A 15,351-nucleotide genomic window follows, 5' to 3' on the forward strand; every position below is an offset into this window, starting at 1 on the left:
CCTGCAAATTCTCTAAAAAGGTATCGCCCAGCGCCGTGTACTGCCCCCAGTATTTGGAGAGCAGCTTTTTCGCCCAGGTCTGCACCGCCGCAATCGCTACGGGGATCAGCGGCACACAGACCAGCAGTACAATGGCCGAGGGGATATTGATGAAACATAACACAATAAACAGTGTCAGGGGAGCCAACATCGAATAAAAGAACTGGGGCAGATACGCTCCGAAATAGGTTTCCAGCTGATCGACGCCTTCCACAGCGACCTGCACCACTTCGCTGGTTTTCACCTGTTCCTTGTAGGAAGAACCCAGCCTCAGCAGCTTCTCATAGATTCTCTCCCGCAGGGTTTTCTTTACTGCTTTAGAGGACAAGTAGCTCATCCGGCTGGCTCCTGTGGCGCAGAGGAACCGAATGAGCAGCGCCGCAAGGGCAACTGCCGCTGTTGTCCACAGGGTATCGGTATTGCCGTAGTAAAGGCCGGCAAATAACCCCGTAATGCTGAACATCATGGCGATGTTCGCCGCCAGGGAACACCACTGCAATATGACGTTCCCGGCGATGTATTTTTTACTCTCGCTGACCGTTCCGATCAGCCGCTTGTTTATCATCATTTCTGTTTTCCGCCGCCCTTTTCCATTTTTTGAGCCGCCAGGGCCTTTAAGGCCCGGTAGCTCTTCGGACTGACCGCGTGCTCCATCAGACAGGCATCCTCCGCGGCTGTCTTGCCATCCACGCCCAAGGATTCCAGCAAAATTTTGAAAGTCTGGTAGCGTTCCAAGGTCGCTTCGGCTATTTTCTGCCCGGCGTCGGTCAAATGCGCCTCACGGGTGTCGTCCAGAAACAGATAACCTTCTTCCTCCAGCTGCTTGAGGGAAATGGAGACTGTCGGCTTGGACACGCCCAGCTGTTCAGCGATATCCACACCCCAGACATGGCCGTTGTTCTTTTGAAGAAGATAGATGGTTTTTAAATAATCTTCGCGTGTCCTTCGCTGTTTCACGCGGCCTCACGCCTCCTTTCAAATTTTCCTTACACCGGAATCACAAAGGGTTTTCCGTCCACGCTCTGGATGTTCAAATCCACGTCGTAAACTTCCTTGACCAGCTTGCCTGTGATGACTTCTTCCGGCAGCCCGTGGGCAATTATCTTTCCGTCCTTCATGGCGACGATCTCATCGCTGTAATACAAAGACTGGTTGATGTCGTGAAGCACCATGACAATCGTAATGCCGTATTCCTGATTTAACTGCCGGATGAGCTTAAGGATTTGCAGCTGGTAACGGATGTCCAGATAGGTCGTCGGTTCGTCCAGAAACAGTACCTTGGTATCCTGCGCCAGCGCCATGGCAATCCATACTCTCTGCTTCTGCCCGCCGGACAGCTCGGACACCGGCTTGTCCTTATGCTTGTAGGTATGGGTTATTTCCAGCGCCCAGCGGATTTTTTCTTCGTCCTCCTTCGGATCAGGGGAAAGCCCCATGGTGTGATACGGCGTCCGGCCGTAGCCTACCAGCTTTTCCACGCTCAAATCCACCGGAGCCGTGTTGTACTGATGGACGATGGAAACCATTTTTGCAAAATCCTTGAGCTTCATACCGGAAACGTTTTCTTCCCGGAGAAAAATCTCGCCTGCATCTGGCTTTAGATTTTTTGTCATTAAATTGAACAGGGTGCTTTTGCCGCAGCCGTTTGCCCCGATGAGGGTGGTGATTTTCCCCTCGTGAAGCTCCAAATCCAGCCCTTTGAGTACCTGCTGCCTGCCGTAGGCAAAGGAGAGGTTTTTGACGGTAAATACGTTATTGTCCATAGCTTTGCTTCGACCTCCTCAACAGCAGGATAAAGAACGGACCGCCGACCACCGACATGATAATCGCCGCGCTGATCTCATAGGGCGCCGCGATGGTACGCCCCAGGGTGTCCGCCAACAACAGGGTAAACGCCCCCAGCAGGATAGAATACGGCACCAATACCTTGTGGTTGGAGCCTACCAGAAGACGGGCGATATGGGGAACAATCAGGCCCAAAAAGCTGATGGGGCCGATGATGGCGGTGGAAATACTCGCCAGCAGTACCGCGATCACCGAAATGACAATCCGGCTTCTTGTGACGTTCACACCCAAAGAACGGGCGGTCTTGTCCTCCAGCGCCAGCAGATTGCACTGGCCCAGCACGAAGATAGAGGCGATCAGGCCGATTACAACATACAAAAGCAGGGTTTGGAAATCGTCCCAGGTCTTCATCGTTATGTTGGCGTTGACAATGCTGGCAACGCCGGAATAGTTGCTCCCTGTGCCTGAATTGAAGGCGCTCATCAGCCCCGTAAACATGGCGTTGACCGCCACGCCGACCAGGATGATCCGCAGGGGGCTGAGCCCTCCCTTCCAGGAAAGGGAATACACCAGCAGAAAAGCGATCATCCCGCCCAAGAAGGCGAACAACGGGGTAAAAAAGTACAGCGTGGGGACAAAGGCGGTAATGAGCACCGCCGTCAGGCTCGCGCCGGAACTAATCCCGATGATACCGGGATCGGCAAGCGGGTTTTTCATCACCGCCTGCAATAAAACACCGGAAACGGCGGTCGCCGCCCCGCCGAATATGGCGATGAAGATACGGGGGAACCGCAGGTCGTAAATCGTCGCCACGTTTTCGTTGTATTCTACAAACAATCCTTTGAACAGCTCCAAGGGGCTTACCTTTAGGCTGCCGGTATTGACGGCAATCAGAAACAGCGCCAGCAGCCCCAAAGCGGTAATGACAAAGGACAATATTTTCTTTCGGTTGCTTACCACAGAACACATACCTCCTTAAAAAGTGGGCCGGGATTCTCCCGACAGGAAAAGCCCGGCCGCCTTGGATTTTATTTCAGGGTTATTCCTCGCCGTACAGCATGGGCTGAAGCGCTTTCAAAGCCTCTTCATAGCTGAAATTGGCGCTCATATTGAACAGGTCGGAATCCAGATCGTACACCCGGCCCTCCTGCACCGCCTTGAAATGTTGCCAGATGTCGTTGGTGGCAAATTCCTCCGCAAACATCTTCCGCGCCTCATCCGGCAGGCCGTGAGCCGCCCGGAGGATTACGTCCGGCTCCTTGGTTTTCATGTCCTCAGTGTTGGCGAACAGGAATTCCTGTCCGTCTCCATCTCCGTAGACATTGGTGCCGCCCGCCAGTTTTACAAGGCTGCCCACATAGCTGTTGTCGGTGGCGATGATATACGAGCCGGGCAGGCCCATGAGCACCAGCACTTGGGGAGATTCCTTGCCGGCGTTTTTCTCCGCGAATTCCGTCATGAAGGAATCAAATTCTGCCAGCATAACGGCTGCTTCTTCCTCCCGGCCGAATTTCTGGCCCAGCCCCTCAATCGAGGCGTACATCCCTTCCACGCTTTTCAGGTCCAAGAACAGGGATTTCTCCCCAATGGAGGCATATTTCGGCTGCAAATCATTTTGCAGGGAGCTGGGGGACAGGATGTAGTCGGGGTTTAACGATTTGATGATCTCCAAATCCGGGTTCATCGCCATACCCACCGTGGTTAGGCCGTCGTACCGTTCTGGAAGGTCGCTGCTGGATTCGCAGATTCCCACCAGGTCGAGATTCAACCGGTTGCAGATCTGCGCCACTGCCGGAGAAGTGGCGACAAGGCGCAGCTCTCCGCTCTCATTTGTACTGCTGGTTTCCTCCGGGTGCTGGTTGACGCAGCCGGTGATGGAGAACGCCAGCATACCGGCAAGACAGAAGGAAAGGATTTTCTTAATTTTCATAATAACCCCTTTCCTTACTTTTTCTGAAAGGGATTTTTACCCTTTTTGAAGAAACAGAAATACCACACGCAGCCGCCGGCAATCGCCACGACCACAATGCCGCCAATCACCCACCAGATGATGGGATTACCTCCGCTGTTGCTTTCCTCCGCTTCGGAGGAGCTATTATTCACCGCATTTCCGGATTCGTCAAATTCCATTAGGCCGCCTGCGGTTGAGGAGCTGCTTTCATTAGAGGATACCGAAGAGGAAGCCTCCTCATTGCTGGAGGGCTCGCTGCTGGAAGCCTCCGACGAGGAAGGAGCGGCAGAACTTGTTGTTTGACTGGAAGGAGCCTCACTGGAGGAAGGTTCCTGCGCGGAGGGCTGCTGATTAGAAGGGGTTTGCGGGGTGGTCTGGGCCGGAGTGTTGGGTTCCGGCTCGGGCTGTTCGACCTTAACGCTGGTGACGAAATCTCCGGAACCGGACTGGAGATTTCCTACTGTTATGTAAAAGATAACCTCGCGGCCCATGGGGACAACATACATATTGCAGCGGATGATGGCGTTTTCACTGGGAACCTTCATCCGAAAATCGGTCGTATTGTTGGAGTAATCCTCCTGCATCACCGTAGCGGAAACTGCGGAAAAGCTTCCGCTGCGGCTGGCGTCCACCTGGAAATTCGGATTTTGAATGTTATCCATCAGGTTCAGACGGATGGTGACATAGGTATTGCCTTGGGGATCGACCTCAACCAGAGCGGCTTTATTGAGGGCGCTGTCGGTCATGGACTGGCCGAGAACGTAGGAACCCTCCCCGCCGGAATCCTCAATTTTTCCGGTCGTGGGGTGCTTATAATGGGAGGTTGCGGTGGCGGTGTAAATGCCGTTGGAGGCGGCAAAGGCCGGTATAGCAGTAATGCCCGCCATCAGGGCGAGCATTACCACCACACTGCACACCGCCCGCATGAGCTTTGTTGCAGTATTTGTCATGTTGTGATCTCCTTCAATTAGGATTCTTCGGATTTACGCTTTTTGGTAATGACGGTTACGCCCATCATACCAGCAGCAGCCAGTGCCAGCAGAGCGATTGCACCCACATTGGAGGTGTCGCCGGTCTGCGGAGTGTTGGTATTGCCTTGGTTCTGATTGTTCTGTGCGTCGGTAATCGTACTGCCTTTTTCGACCAGCGCATAGCTTCCGGCGGTCTTGGTGATAACGGTATAATAACCGTTTTCTACAGCGCCTTTCACCAGAATCTTGCTGCCGTCGCTCAGGCGATAAGCCGCCACATTCGCGGAATCATAACCTGCTGTGATCGGGAAGCTAATGCTCACAGTACCGTTCGGAGCCACTTCGTTGCCGTCTGCATCGAGGAATTTCACGTCGTACAGTTTGAATTTCTTACCCACATCGCTGAGGGAGGAAGCTGCCGCGTCATAATCTGTGCCAGAGGTGATTTCAGAAACCACGATCTGCACGCCTTCCTCGAATACGCCCTTATCGGCATGAACCTTCACACCGGTTTTGGCGTCGGTGTAATCCACTGCCGGAGATTGTTCTACAGGCTCTTCCGGTTTAAAGTTCGGATCATCTTCTGTTGTTTCCTTCAGGGTGGACCAGTCGAGCTTCAACAGCACATCCTGGTCGCCGGTGCCGGCGGAAATATCCTCCATGACCGGTACGAATGCATGGAGCGGCACATAGCCGTCTTTATCGGCCAGCGCGTCCGCTACCAGCGGGAATTTGATCTGGTCGGGGTACAATTTGCCAGCATAGGAACCACCAGGCTGATTGAACTCATCGACCAAGTCGCTGCCGTCCGGGTTCTTCTGAGTGGAGAGAACGGTAGCAGGAATCTGGATTCCTTCAATCGTGCCGTACTCACCGTAGGTATAGCCGTTGTCATAGTAGGACAGCTCGGCAAGATATCCAAACTTATTCAGATAGGCAAGGCCGTGGAAATCCATAGTTAAGTAATACTCGCCATCCTCTACGGTCAGCTTGATGTAATGGTTGATAGCGTCGTTACTCATGGATTTTTCTTCACGGTTGGTCTTAATCATTTCACCATAGACGGAGTACACGCCATCTTTCAGGTTGTTCTTGTCCAGCGAGGAAGATTCGCCGCTGTTCTGGAACAAGGTAACTGCGGTGTTCAGCGCTTTAGCCGCCGCATCTACTTCGTTCTGGCTGGCCTCCAGGGTATCGTACACAGCCTGAGCATCCGCAATGGCTTCCTGCAAGGCGTTCCATGCTGTGTCAGTATGGTTGCCCTTTTCCAGAGCCTTCGCCTCGTTGATGGCAGTTTCCAGAGCGGTCTTGTTGGCGAGCTTGGACTCGTCGATCACCAGGCCGCCTTCGCCGCCAACCGTCATAGCGGTTTCCAGTTCTTTCGCGGCGTTGTTTACCGCATCCTGAGTGGCAGTGTCATTCCCCGCAATAGTTTGAGCTGCTTCCAGCTTCTCCAACAGATTTTTCCAGCTGGCATCAGTATAAACGTTGCGTTTTTCGGTGATTTCAATGGCTTTGTTGATCGCAATATTCAAATTCGTGAAATCAACACCCGTACTCTCCAATTCGTAAACAGAGGAAGTATCGAATATAACACGGCAAGTCGGGGCATAACCCATCGGATAAACCATGGGGCTGATGTATAAATCATCTTCCAGATTGTCTACATAGATCAAATAAGAACAAGTGTTATTTGCTGCGTCTTTGTTGATGACATCAGCCCGAACTTTGGAACCATCCGCCTTTTTGTAGTCCAGGTATCCAATAAAGGCCATGTTGTTTGTTGTCAACTCTACTGCATATTGTCCATCAGCCAGTTTAACCGTACCGGTGTGGAGGAAATAGTTGTCCGCCATGGAATATGTGTCTTGATGTTCCATCTTCAGGCGTAAATCGATACTGTATTTCTTGCCTTCCTCCAGCTCGTCAACATTGATTCCTTCGCCCACAACCAGAGACAGGGTATAGGTATTTTCAGCACCAGTTCCGCCATATGCCTTGTCGTTCTTTGTGGTAACTGTAACGGTATTCAAACCGTTTTTCAGGTTTTCTACCGTGAAACTTTCACCAATGTTTTTGGTTTCGCCATTAACAGTGACCTTAGTTCCTTCCACACCGCTGTAGGGAGTGAAAGTAAAAGAAGAGGTTTCTTCCGGTAAGGTGAAGGCACCAGAACCGCCGGCGTTGTTATAGCTAAACTGAATGTTGCCCACATCACTGCGAATCCCAGCGAGATCAGCCAAGTTATCATACAAGTGCATATTTGGAGCCTTTTTGTTTTTCTCCGTATATGCCTTTAGCTCTGTCTTTATATGTCCGTCCGCCAGGCTTTCAATCATAGTTTCATCGCTGGTGTTGTCAATATATGCGCGCTCAAAATAACCGCCAAGAGTCAGGCTGCTAAGATTAGAGAGCAAGCCCTCCGGTAAATCCGCAATGGGAGTTTCATAAAGCGTCAGAGTGGTAAGGGGGGTAGCTTTTGTAACCAAGCCTAACAGATCATCCGGTACTTCTGAGAAATCACAGGATTGAAACTGCAAGGAAGTCAAGGCTTCTAACCCAGCCCAATTACCAGACAAATCGCTTAGCGCCATACTTCTCAGCGTGAGTCTGGTCAGTTTTTTCAGGGTAAAGAGAGAGTCAGGAAGCTTATCAAAAGCGCCTCCCGTAATAGAGAGACTTTCCAGATTTTTAAGATTTCCAATTTCTTCAGGGAGTTCTTCAAAATCGCCCGCAGCGCTAAATTCCAAATCTGTCAAAGAAGTAATCTCAAAAATCTCTTTTGGAATCTCTTTTAAATTGGTGTTGTAAATATCTAATGTAGTAAGACCGGCTTCCTCCAAATTCTCCGGGATAACAATTCCGGTGCTTCCAGTATAATGTAAGGTATCTACCCCATTCGCACTGACAAAAAATTCAGGAGAAAACTGGATATTCTCACTTTCCTGGATTCGTACAGTCCCCAAAACAGTTTCTTCATTCAAGGTGCCGCCGATGGTGATATCCTTGGATTCTATAACTTTAATATTTAATTTGGTAGAGGCAGACTTATACTTGATATGCAATCCACTGAGATCAAGATTCGGAGCAGTTTGCCCATAGATTTCGAGATTGGTACTGTTAGTCTGTGCAGTGTAGGATATTTTTGCAAGTTTCGGACAATCTTTTATCCTAAAGGTAGAGAACCCATATACTTTATCCGGAGAAATTGCAATGGATTCCACATCAGTAAGGCCGTATAAGTACACATATTTTACCGTAGTGGACATCTGTTCCAGCGCCGTATCCAATGTATCCGTTGTTAAACCGCTGTAAGTCCCGCTATAAGTTCCCAGCGTCAACGTGGTCAACGCAGTGAAGGGAGATAAATCCGGCAACTGATCCAAGCCGTTAAATTGTAATGTCAATGTTTTCAGCTTTGTTTGATTGCTTAAATCCGGCGCTTCCTGCATTCCTTCCATATTCAACGTCAAAGTGGTGAGATTAGAAAGTTTTGCAAGGGTTGGCAGCTCCTTCACATGGGAGGAAGTAATGCTGAGCGTCGTCAGCTTCTCCATATTTTCCAAGCCTGGAATGGTAGTATATTCTCCATCCCCTATCGTGAGGGAGGTAAGATTCGTCGCATATTCCAGCCCGTCCAGATTGGATACACCGCCGGACAAATTCAAGCTGGTGAGTTTTGCCATGTCCTCTTTGGTGTAATATCCCTTTTCGGCTTTTCCAAGAGCGGTGGATACCGCATCGTACAAAACGGGATCTGTGATTCCAGCCGAATCTTCTTCTTCAGAAACTGGCACCTCGTTGCAGCGCACAATCAGATTAAAGCTGTAGGTGGCGCCGTTCTCCTGCTGGGTAGAAACCTCAATCACATTGGTCCCCAAGGAAAGGCCATCAATACTCATCAAAAGCCGGTTAGCGGCAAAGTCGGATTTAGTAGCTGTTATAACCGTACTGGTGTTTCCATTGACCGTCGCAACCGTTTTTCCAGTGGAATCAACGCCCATAAAGGTGACTTCCAAAGAAGTACCGTAGATATCACCCAAATCAGCCGTGTTATTTTCCAGGTTCACATCTGCGTAAGGGGACGTGTTGGAAACTGCGGTAGAACTGGGGGCTTTCCAATACACGCGGATGATCGTAGCGTCGCTGCCCTGATTTGAGATGTCTAAAGTTCCTTCGGGAAAAGTGGTGAATACAGCAAAACCATACGAGGTTTCCTTGTGCTGATAAAAGTTACCCGAAAAATCAAAGGATTTCAGTGCCGGGAGCTGTGTGGCAATGTCTACGCCGTTTCCGCTGTCTTCTATAATGTTACAATCGGACAAATAGTTGTCCGACGCATCAAAATACGCCAGATTCTTTTTGTTGGAAATATTTAAGGAGAGTGTTCCAGCCAAATTATTGCCCGAAATATCGAAGCTCTCCAGGTTGGGGTTGTTTTCAAACACTTTGGAGAGAATGCCATTGGTATCTTTACTACTTTCTTCTCCCCATACCGTCAAATTGGTGTTGCTCAAGTCGAGTTTTTTCAGGGTTGTAAGGTCACCGATGTCCCCAGAATTATGTGCGGCAGAATTCAGTTCTTCACTTAAATCGTTTCCGCTTAAATCCAGCACTTCCAGATTGACTGCATACTTAAGCCCGGTCAAGTCGGTAATCCCGGCATTTTCAGCTACCAACTCTGTCAAGGACGCCATTTCCGTCTCTGTGATGGTAACGCCTTCCGAATACTCTTTATCAAGCGCTTCGCAGATGGCTTTCCGCAGATTTTCGTCGCTGATAGTAACCGGTTCGTTGGGGTTCTTTTTAACTGTAATTGTAGCTACGTCAGAATCTTCCATGCCTTCTTTGGTAGCAATCACTTTAACGGTTAAAACTCCGTCCTGCCCATAATTTTTGAGCATAACTTTTGTGATTGTTACCATCGTGGTTCTTTTTGTACCATTGTCTCTTGTAGGAGTAGAACCATCCGTCGTGTAATAATAAGTATAACCTTTATCAGGTGTTCCATTTGGATTGTGAGCGGCGTTTACTCCACACTTAACCGTATCGAGCAAATATCCTTCTTCGCTCACCTTTCCTTCCGTGTAAAATTCCGGCATCGGGCACTTTTCTTCTGCCGCAAAGACGTTGAGCACACCCATGCTCAAAACCATTGTCACGGCAAGCAAAACCGATAGGCTTCGCTTAAACCACGACCGTTTTGTTGTTGTCATGTTTCGGTTACCTCCATTTCGTTTCCTTCCCCCATATTAGGAGAGATCGTGCATCGGGTTAGAAATCACTAACCTATAACGAAAAAATATTGTCGCCTTTACGGCGAATGGGTTACTTGGATCATACCTTCCTCCTTCTCTTTTTCATCTGGTCAGGGGGACAAGCTGCTTGCTCACCCTCCCTGATATCTAAGGACACGCCTTTCAGCGGTCTTTCATAACCGGAAGTTTGTCATGGCTAACTAAACCCCTAAAAAATTACTCCTTGCGGAGCATCTTTGGAGCTGTCTGTCATTTGTCCATTTTTGAGGGACTTTTCTTGTTTTATGAGTGAGGAGAAAAGTCCCCATAAAACAAGAAAAGCCTTCCTTCATCTCGAAGGAGGCTGCTGTCTTCCATATTGATTCCTCCGAGATTTTTCCTTTGTGTTGCCCTCGGAGGTGTTGCCCTCGGAGGTGTTGCCCTCGGAGGTGTTGCCCTCGGAGGTTATACTTTTCTATTAAAAATTTTGCCCCACTTTCTGTCAAATGTCAAGTCCTTTTTTAGCATGATTGGTGAAGGACTCGCACTATCCCTAAAGCATTTTCCAGTATAGCGATTTGCCTTTTTTCTGTCAATATTTTTTCTGGTGCAGAACTGCTCCAAACGCCTGTTTTTGGACCTAAAAAAGCCCGCCATGCCGCATCATTACGTCAAAAACGCCCTTGGTGCAAAATTGCTCCAAAAAATTTTATTTTTCCCCTTGACAGTCCTCGTTCAGTGGATAAATACGGTAAAAACCGCCATGCTCTCCGGCATGTGCATGTCCCCTACGCTGCACTGCATTCTCAAACATACGCTCCCGTGCAGCAGAGTGTCACGGCCTTTGCCCATCGACAAAAAACGAAGCGCCGTCACCGGAAAGAATACATGCCGCCCATCCACACCGGCGTCCCGGAATTCCTCTTTGTATAAATACTGCATCTTGTCAATCCGGCCTTCCATCTTCTTACCGCTGGACATGGATTTGGCCGATACAGTCTTGACTTCCAGATAAATCATCCCTTCGTGATCCTTGACGATCAGCTCACAGGGATGTTCAAAGCCCTTGTTCCCCATAGAGATATTGTTGTAATTTTTGATATGCTCCCGATAGATCACAAAAGGGAAATAATAGCTTCCATCTTTCAAGTAATTGCAGATTTCCCCGCCGTGAAAGTCCTGCCGTCCGGCAAATAGCTCCTTGAGGCGCATCCGGCCTTCCTGTTCGGCCAGCCGTTCCATGAATTCATCCGAAAATCCGGCCGCCAGCGCCCGCAGAACATTGTCTTGTACCTGCGCGGGCGGGATGTCCTGGTACTGCATGTACTGCTCCAGCACTTTTTTCTGCTCTGCGTATTTCTCCGCCAGCTTTTTACCGGTTACTGTCAGAACGGTCTTTCGATTTTCCAACCGTTCTACGATATCCAGCTTTTCCATGGTGTCCATCGCGCGGGTAACCGCCCATTTCGTCGTTCCAAGACACTTGGCGGCATCGGTTACTGTCCGTTTGGAAGGTTCCGCTTCTAAATAGTGCAGAAGAATCTGGATTTGCAGCGGCGCTAATGCTTGTGATATTTCAGGCATAAAAAAATTCCCCTTTCCTGGTATAGATACAGAAATAAACCCATCCGCTTTTTAATAACGGACCGGCTTCGTTCCATATATTCATTCAGGCTTTAGGGAATACATAAGTTAGCTATAACTAACCTTACAACTAAAATCATATCACACTGTTTCTTTGTTTGTCAAGTGCAATTTTTTCATACAGCTTTATAGAGTTATCATTCACAGCTACTATCCCTTTCTAAAAGCTGCCATTGTGTTAGCAATCGCAGCTAAGCCCTCTTTTCCCAGTAATTCGGCCGTTTCATCATAATGGACACTTTCTGTTTTCGGATGATTTTCTTGTTTCTTTCCTTGCGTTGGATTGACGGAAGCCGGTTTGTACTGTTCTTGCATAATACGCCGTACAATATCCTCAACAACATGAAGGTCCAATGATGCTGCCTGCGGAATATCTGGTGTTTCAGGACAGTGTAAATAATGTTGGACGGCGTTAACGAGGAACTGTGCCTTACGGCGGCCCTGTTGATTAAGTATGTCAATAACCTGTCGGTGCGCCGGATCAGCAAGGCTAAACTGAATGGTAAATTTGTTTTGTTCCTTTTTTTCAGGCATAGACTTATCCTCCATATTTGGAGGCTCGGTACAGCAGCTCATAGCCCCTTGTATTTGCGGAGATTTCCTCGACAAACAGGGCGCTTCCTATTTTCCCGGATGCCTCAATCTGTTTTCTCAGCAGAATGGCTCCGCCGCCCACAAAAACCGTTCTGCCTGTGCGCAGGTCAATCATCCGTTCTCGCAGCGCACCTAACAAGTCGTCAATGAAAAGCTGCGCCTGTTCCTTCACAACCCGGCAGATATTTGTGTCATAGTCCTGTACGGTTTCCATCAAAATGGCGTCGATATCCGATTCATCGAACAGGATATCGAAATCGGCACTGATTTTTGATTTGATACGGTTGTAAAGGACGATAACGCCATTCTCCAATGAATCACACATTGAGAGATCCGCCTGCCCGTATTTCATTTGAAGATAATCGGCCGTTATGCCCCCGATATCTACGATAACAGCCTTGGGGTACTGTTGAAGTTTTGGATATACCGGGACGGTTGCTGCATAAGCCTGCGGGAAACAAACTGCCTCCGTGATAAGGACGGAATAGGGAGTCCCGTCCATACGGAAATCCACCTGGCCCCGGCCGAGAAAATACTGCTCAAATCTCTGATACAGTGTGCCATAGTGGGCGGGCGGAAGGCCGATACATAACTGAACTTTTACCGGCTCTTCTGAGGCCAGTATCCGCCGAAGTTCAAAGCCGATGGCAAAGAGGGTAAGGACGAAAAACCGTTCATCTATGGTTTTGTCCCGCATATAGGGAATGCGCTGATCGGATAGAGTGTAGTATTTCCCGTTGTAGAACAATACGTCCTGGCCGAATGGGGGAGGAGTATCGCTCTCACGCAGCCCAGACACAAAGGTTTTGTGGACGGTTTTGATTTGCTTATTTCCGTGGTCGATACTGATTAACATGGCAACAACTCCTTTAATTTTTCACTTTATACTTATCTAATACGACTTTAACACGTATTTTTTCAACAATAAAAGCGGCGATCTGTAAATGAATCAGATCGCGCTTAACATATCCGTTGCTATTTATCTAAATTTTCTTCTTCTGTCTCCTCCAACCAGCTCTTGGTAATCGACAGAGCAATTAGACTACCTGAAAAAAAGGCTAGAAATAACCCCGCTACATTTGATGCAAGGTCCAATTGCATTAGCCTAAGCACCATCATTATGATTATGGCGGTAGGCATTGCCGCATATAAACAATATATGAAAATGCGTATTTTCTGTTTCAACTTAGGAATCATTTTCACCATTCTCCTTTTCCTTAGAGTTATTTTTCCGCTTCTTTGCATCACCAGAAATGCAGAGCACTATTCCCGCAATAACATATGCTGAAAAAAATACAGCGCCCGCTTGCAAGAGAAGTGCTGTGTCAAAATGAAACACCGCCTGTATAATATAACCAATCACGCAGAATAGGAGGATGCAGCAGGCCATACTCGCTATCATTTTCTTCATTTCGCGCTCCTAATTTTAGAAAACTTCATTTCTTTTATTTTATCAGTTATAGAAAAATAAGTACATGTAAATTCCTTGCAAAAAAGCGGGGACAGAATAAATCTGCCCCCGCCGCTACCTTTTTTAACCTACGCACTTGCCTTCAATCTGTGCTTGGGATCGAATCGTTTGCCATCCGTAAAACCGGTGTTAAATGCGCTCCTGTGGAGGTTTTCGATCTGAGCTGTACGCGCCTTAAACTCATGGTTTCTCCAATGTGCCGATGCTTCCTGCACCTCTCTGGGTATCACCAGCACAAGCCCCCATTTCTGTTGGTTCTCTTCCTGCTGTTTTTTGAAAGCCTTATTTGTGCCGCTTACGAAGCCATATCCATAGCTATCGCACACCTTCCTGATATAATCGGCTCGAAGCCCATGCCGCTTGTACGCCTTCTTGATTTCCTTCGTCTTTTCCAGAACACAATCCACAGCATATTTAAAAATCGCAGTGCAAATCTCTACATCATCCTCGAACCCAATAAAGCCCATACGATAGGTCTGGCTGCCCGGTGAACGACGCCGATATCCCTTACAGCAGTAATTTTCCGCAATAACTCCTGCCAGATTCATAATCCACGGATCGCGCCGCTTGCTACAGGTGATTTCAAGCTCAACGTCCTTAACCTCCTGTTCGTCTGCCTCTTTCAAGTCCCGCTCTGACAGCTTGTGCTTCGCCATCAGTTCACGGGCTTTCAGTAAAGCTGCCTGAGCCTCTGCTTCCACAGGGCTCTCCGCCAGTGCCAGCAATTTTTTGATTTTTGCTTTGTAATTCATATTTGTCATAACTCCCTTCGTATTATGCGGCTTTCCGCTGCACAATAATGTCACTCAAAATTCTTAACTGCCGATCTTCCATAGCAAACCGCTGTTCCAGCTGTGCAACCGTATATTCCGGTTTAAAGGTCCTTGGACTTTCTTTGTCCCAATCCATCAGCATCGCCCAATATTCGGGATAGTCATGGCGCAGCACACGCAGCGAACCCAGGCTTTGTTTGACACAAAACCAGCAGCCCAGCCGCTTGAATTTCTGGTACAGGGGATTTAACATATCCCGCTTTTTCAGAAAGTCCACACAGTCTTGTTCTGTCATGCCCCATTCGGCTAACGGAGTGCGACAAAACGATTCCAGTTTGGCGATACGTTTCGGTTCATCGGCCGCCAGACCGATATACCGGATATGCTCACCATAGGTTTTGTAATTCTTCTGGATTGTCCGTATCTTTAGTCGGCTGTTACACCATGCACCACAGGTCAATGGAAAGCCATAGATTTTTCCGGCCCACTCGCCTGTCTTATACGTTCGATGAAAAACAGCGTCAAAATCCAGGACTGAACGAACAACGGTAATCTTTCGGTCGATATACCGCTCCATTTTATCAATGTATTCGTACATCTCCGGCAACTCAGCTCCGATGGCCGGCGTCGCCATTACCTCAATAAAAACAATGTCGTCAATCGGCATTCCTTCCTCAACCATACGAATCAACATGGCCGACGAGTCTTTCCCTCCAGACCAGCTTACAATATACTTCACCATTCCATCTCCAACAATTTATTTTGCTGAAAACGGAAAGTCCATTCTTACCGGCGTGTACTTTTACATCGCTTGCCGAGTCCTTTTTTCGGCGTTTCGGCGCGCAATCGCCTGACGCCTCGCGGTAACCCTCAAACAAGGGGTGGG

The 15,351-nt window shown here is 48.5% G+C and carries 13 protein-coding genes; all 13 read right to left on the reverse strand.

Features of this window, described 5'->3' with window-relative positions; translation table 11 throughout:
- On the reverse strand, positions 1-607 hold a 607-nt coding region (locus tag DPQ25_RS07615), incomplete at its 3' end, for an ABC transporter transmembrane domain-containing protein (RefSeq protein WP_242978261.1).
- A complete protein-coding gene (locus tag DPQ25_RS07620) occupies positions 604-996 on the reverse strand; it encodes a metal-dependent transcriptional regulator (protein ID WP_112332580.1) in 393 nt (130 codons plus the stop codon). The genes DPQ25_RS07615 and DPQ25_RS07620, both read right to left, overlap by 4 nt.
- A gap of 29 nt (positions 997-1,025) precedes the next feature.
- Positions 1,026-1,802, reverse strand: coding sequence for an ABC transporter ATP-binding protein (locus DPQ25_RS07625; protein WP_112332581.1), 777 nt, complete (start codon positions 1,800-1,802; stop codon positions 1,026-1,028).
- Positions 1,792-2,784: a FecCD family ABC transporter permease gene (locus DPQ25_RS07630; RefSeq protein WP_177576928.1), complete on the reverse strand. Its 993-nt coding sequence runs from the start codon at positions 2,782-2,784 to the stop codon at positions 1,792-1,794. Before DPQ25_RS07630 ends, DPQ25_RS07625 begins: the two co-directional genes overlap by 11 nt.
- Positions 2,785-2,863: 79 nt before the next feature.
- Positions 2,864-3,754, reverse strand: a complete 891-nt coding sequence (gene isdE, locus DPQ25_RS07635) for a heme ABC transporter substrate-binding protein IsdE (protein WP_112332583.1) — start codon at positions 3,752-3,754, stop codon at positions 2,864-2,866.
- A gap of 14 nt (positions 3,755-3,768) precedes the next feature.
- Positions 3,769-4,725 carry a heme-binding Shp domain-containing protein gene (locus DPQ25_RS07640; protein ID WP_112332584.1) on the reverse strand — a complete coding sequence of 319 codons (957 nt, stop codon included), beginning with the start codon at positions 4,723-4,725 and terminating at the stop codon, positions 3,769-3,771.
- A 17-nt stretch (positions 4,726-4,742) separates the two neighbouring features.
- Positions 4,743-9,962: an NEAT domain-containing protein gene (locus tag DPQ25_RS07645; protein WP_112332585.1), complete on the reverse strand. Its 5,220-nt coding sequence runs from the start codon at positions 9,960-9,962 to the stop codon at positions 4,743-4,745.
- Positions 9,963-10,718: 756 nt separating this feature from the next.
- Entirely contained in the window at positions 10,719-11,567 is an 849-nt protein-coding gene (locus tag DPQ25_RS07650) for a MarR family transcriptional regulator (protein WP_112332586.1), read from the reverse strand.
- A gap of 210 nt (positions 11,568-11,777) precedes the next feature.
- A complete protein-coding gene (locus DPQ25_RS07655; RefSeq protein WP_112332587.1) occupies positions 11,778-12,161 on the reverse strand; it encodes a hypothetical protein in 384 nt (127 codons plus the stop codon).
- A gap of 4 nt (positions 12,162-12,165) precedes the next feature.
- A complete protein-coding gene (locus DPQ25_RS07660; protein ID WP_112332588.1) occupies positions 12,166-13,077 on the reverse strand; it encodes a ParM/StbA family protein in 912 nt (303 codons plus the stop codon).
- Between the two features lie 330 nt (positions 13,078-13,407).
- Positions 13,408-13,632, reverse strand: coding sequence for a hypothetical protein (locus tag DPQ25_RS14910; protein WP_112332590.1), 225 nt, complete (start codon positions 13,630-13,632; stop codon positions 13,408-13,410).
- Positions 13,633-13,760: 128 nt separating this feature from the next.
- Positions 13,761-14,444, reverse strand: coding sequence for a DUF2786 domain-containing protein (locus DPQ25_RS07675; RefSeq protein WP_177576930.1), 684 nt, complete (start codon positions 14,442-14,444; stop codon positions 13,761-13,763).
- A 22-nt stretch (positions 14,445-14,466) separates the two neighbouring features.
- Positions 14,467-15,204 (reverse strand): phosphoadenosine phosphosulfate reductase domain-containing protein, encoded by a 738-nt coding sequence (locus DPQ25_RS07680; protein ID WP_177576932.1) that lies wholly within the window; start codon positions 15,202-15,204, stop codon positions 14,467-14,469.
- Positions 15,205-15,351 lie beyond the last annotated feature (147 nt).

Source organism: Hydrogeniiclostridium mannosilyticum (assembly GCF_003268275.1).
Taxonomy (GTDB): domain Bacteria; phylum Bacillota; class Clostridia; order Oscillospirales; family Acutalibacteraceae; genus Hydrogeniiclostridium; species Hydrogeniiclostridium mannosilyticum.

What these genes read in the sequence shown, in the direction of transcription:
- DPQ25_RS07645 (WP_112332585.1), bottom strand. Translation starts at nt 9,962, where the DNA reads ATGACAACAACAAAACGGTCGTGGTTTAAGCGAAGCCTATCGGTTTTG.
- DPQ25_RS07625 (WP_112332581.1), bottom strand. Translation starts at nt 1,802, where the DNA reads ATGGACAATAACGTATTTACCGTCAAAAACCTCTCCTTTGCCTACGGC.
- DPQ25_RS07640 (WP_112332584.1), bottom strand. Translation starts at nt 4,725, where the DNA reads ATGACAAATACTGCAACAAAGCTCATGCGGGCGGTGTGCAGTGTGGTG.
- DPQ25_RS07660 (WP_112332588.1), bottom strand. Translation starts at nt 13,077, where the DNA reads ATGTTAATCAGTATCGACCACGGAAATAAGCAAATCAAAACCGTCCAC.
- DPQ25_RS07675 (WP_177576930.1), bottom strand. Translation starts at nt 14,444, where the DNA reads ATGAATTACAAAGCAAAAATCAAAAAATTGCTGGCACTGGCGGAGAGC.
- isdE (WP_112332583.1), bottom strand. Translation starts at nt 3,754, where the DNA reads ATGAAAATTAAGAAAATCCTTTCCTTCTGTCTTGCCGGTATGCTGGCG.
- DPQ25_RS07650 (WP_112332586.1), bottom strand. Translation starts at nt 11,567, where the DNA reads ATGCCTGAAATATCACAAGCATTAGCGCCGCTGCAAATCCAGATTCTT.
- DPQ25_RS07655 (WP_112332587.1), bottom strand. Translation starts at nt 12,161, where the DNA reads ATGCCTGAAAAAAAGGAACAAAACAAATTTACCATTCAGTTTAGCCTT.
- DPQ25_RS14910 (WP_112332590.1), bottom strand. Translation starts at nt 13,632, where the DNA reads ATGAAGAAAATGATAGCGAGTATGGCCTGCTGCATCCTCCTATTCTGC.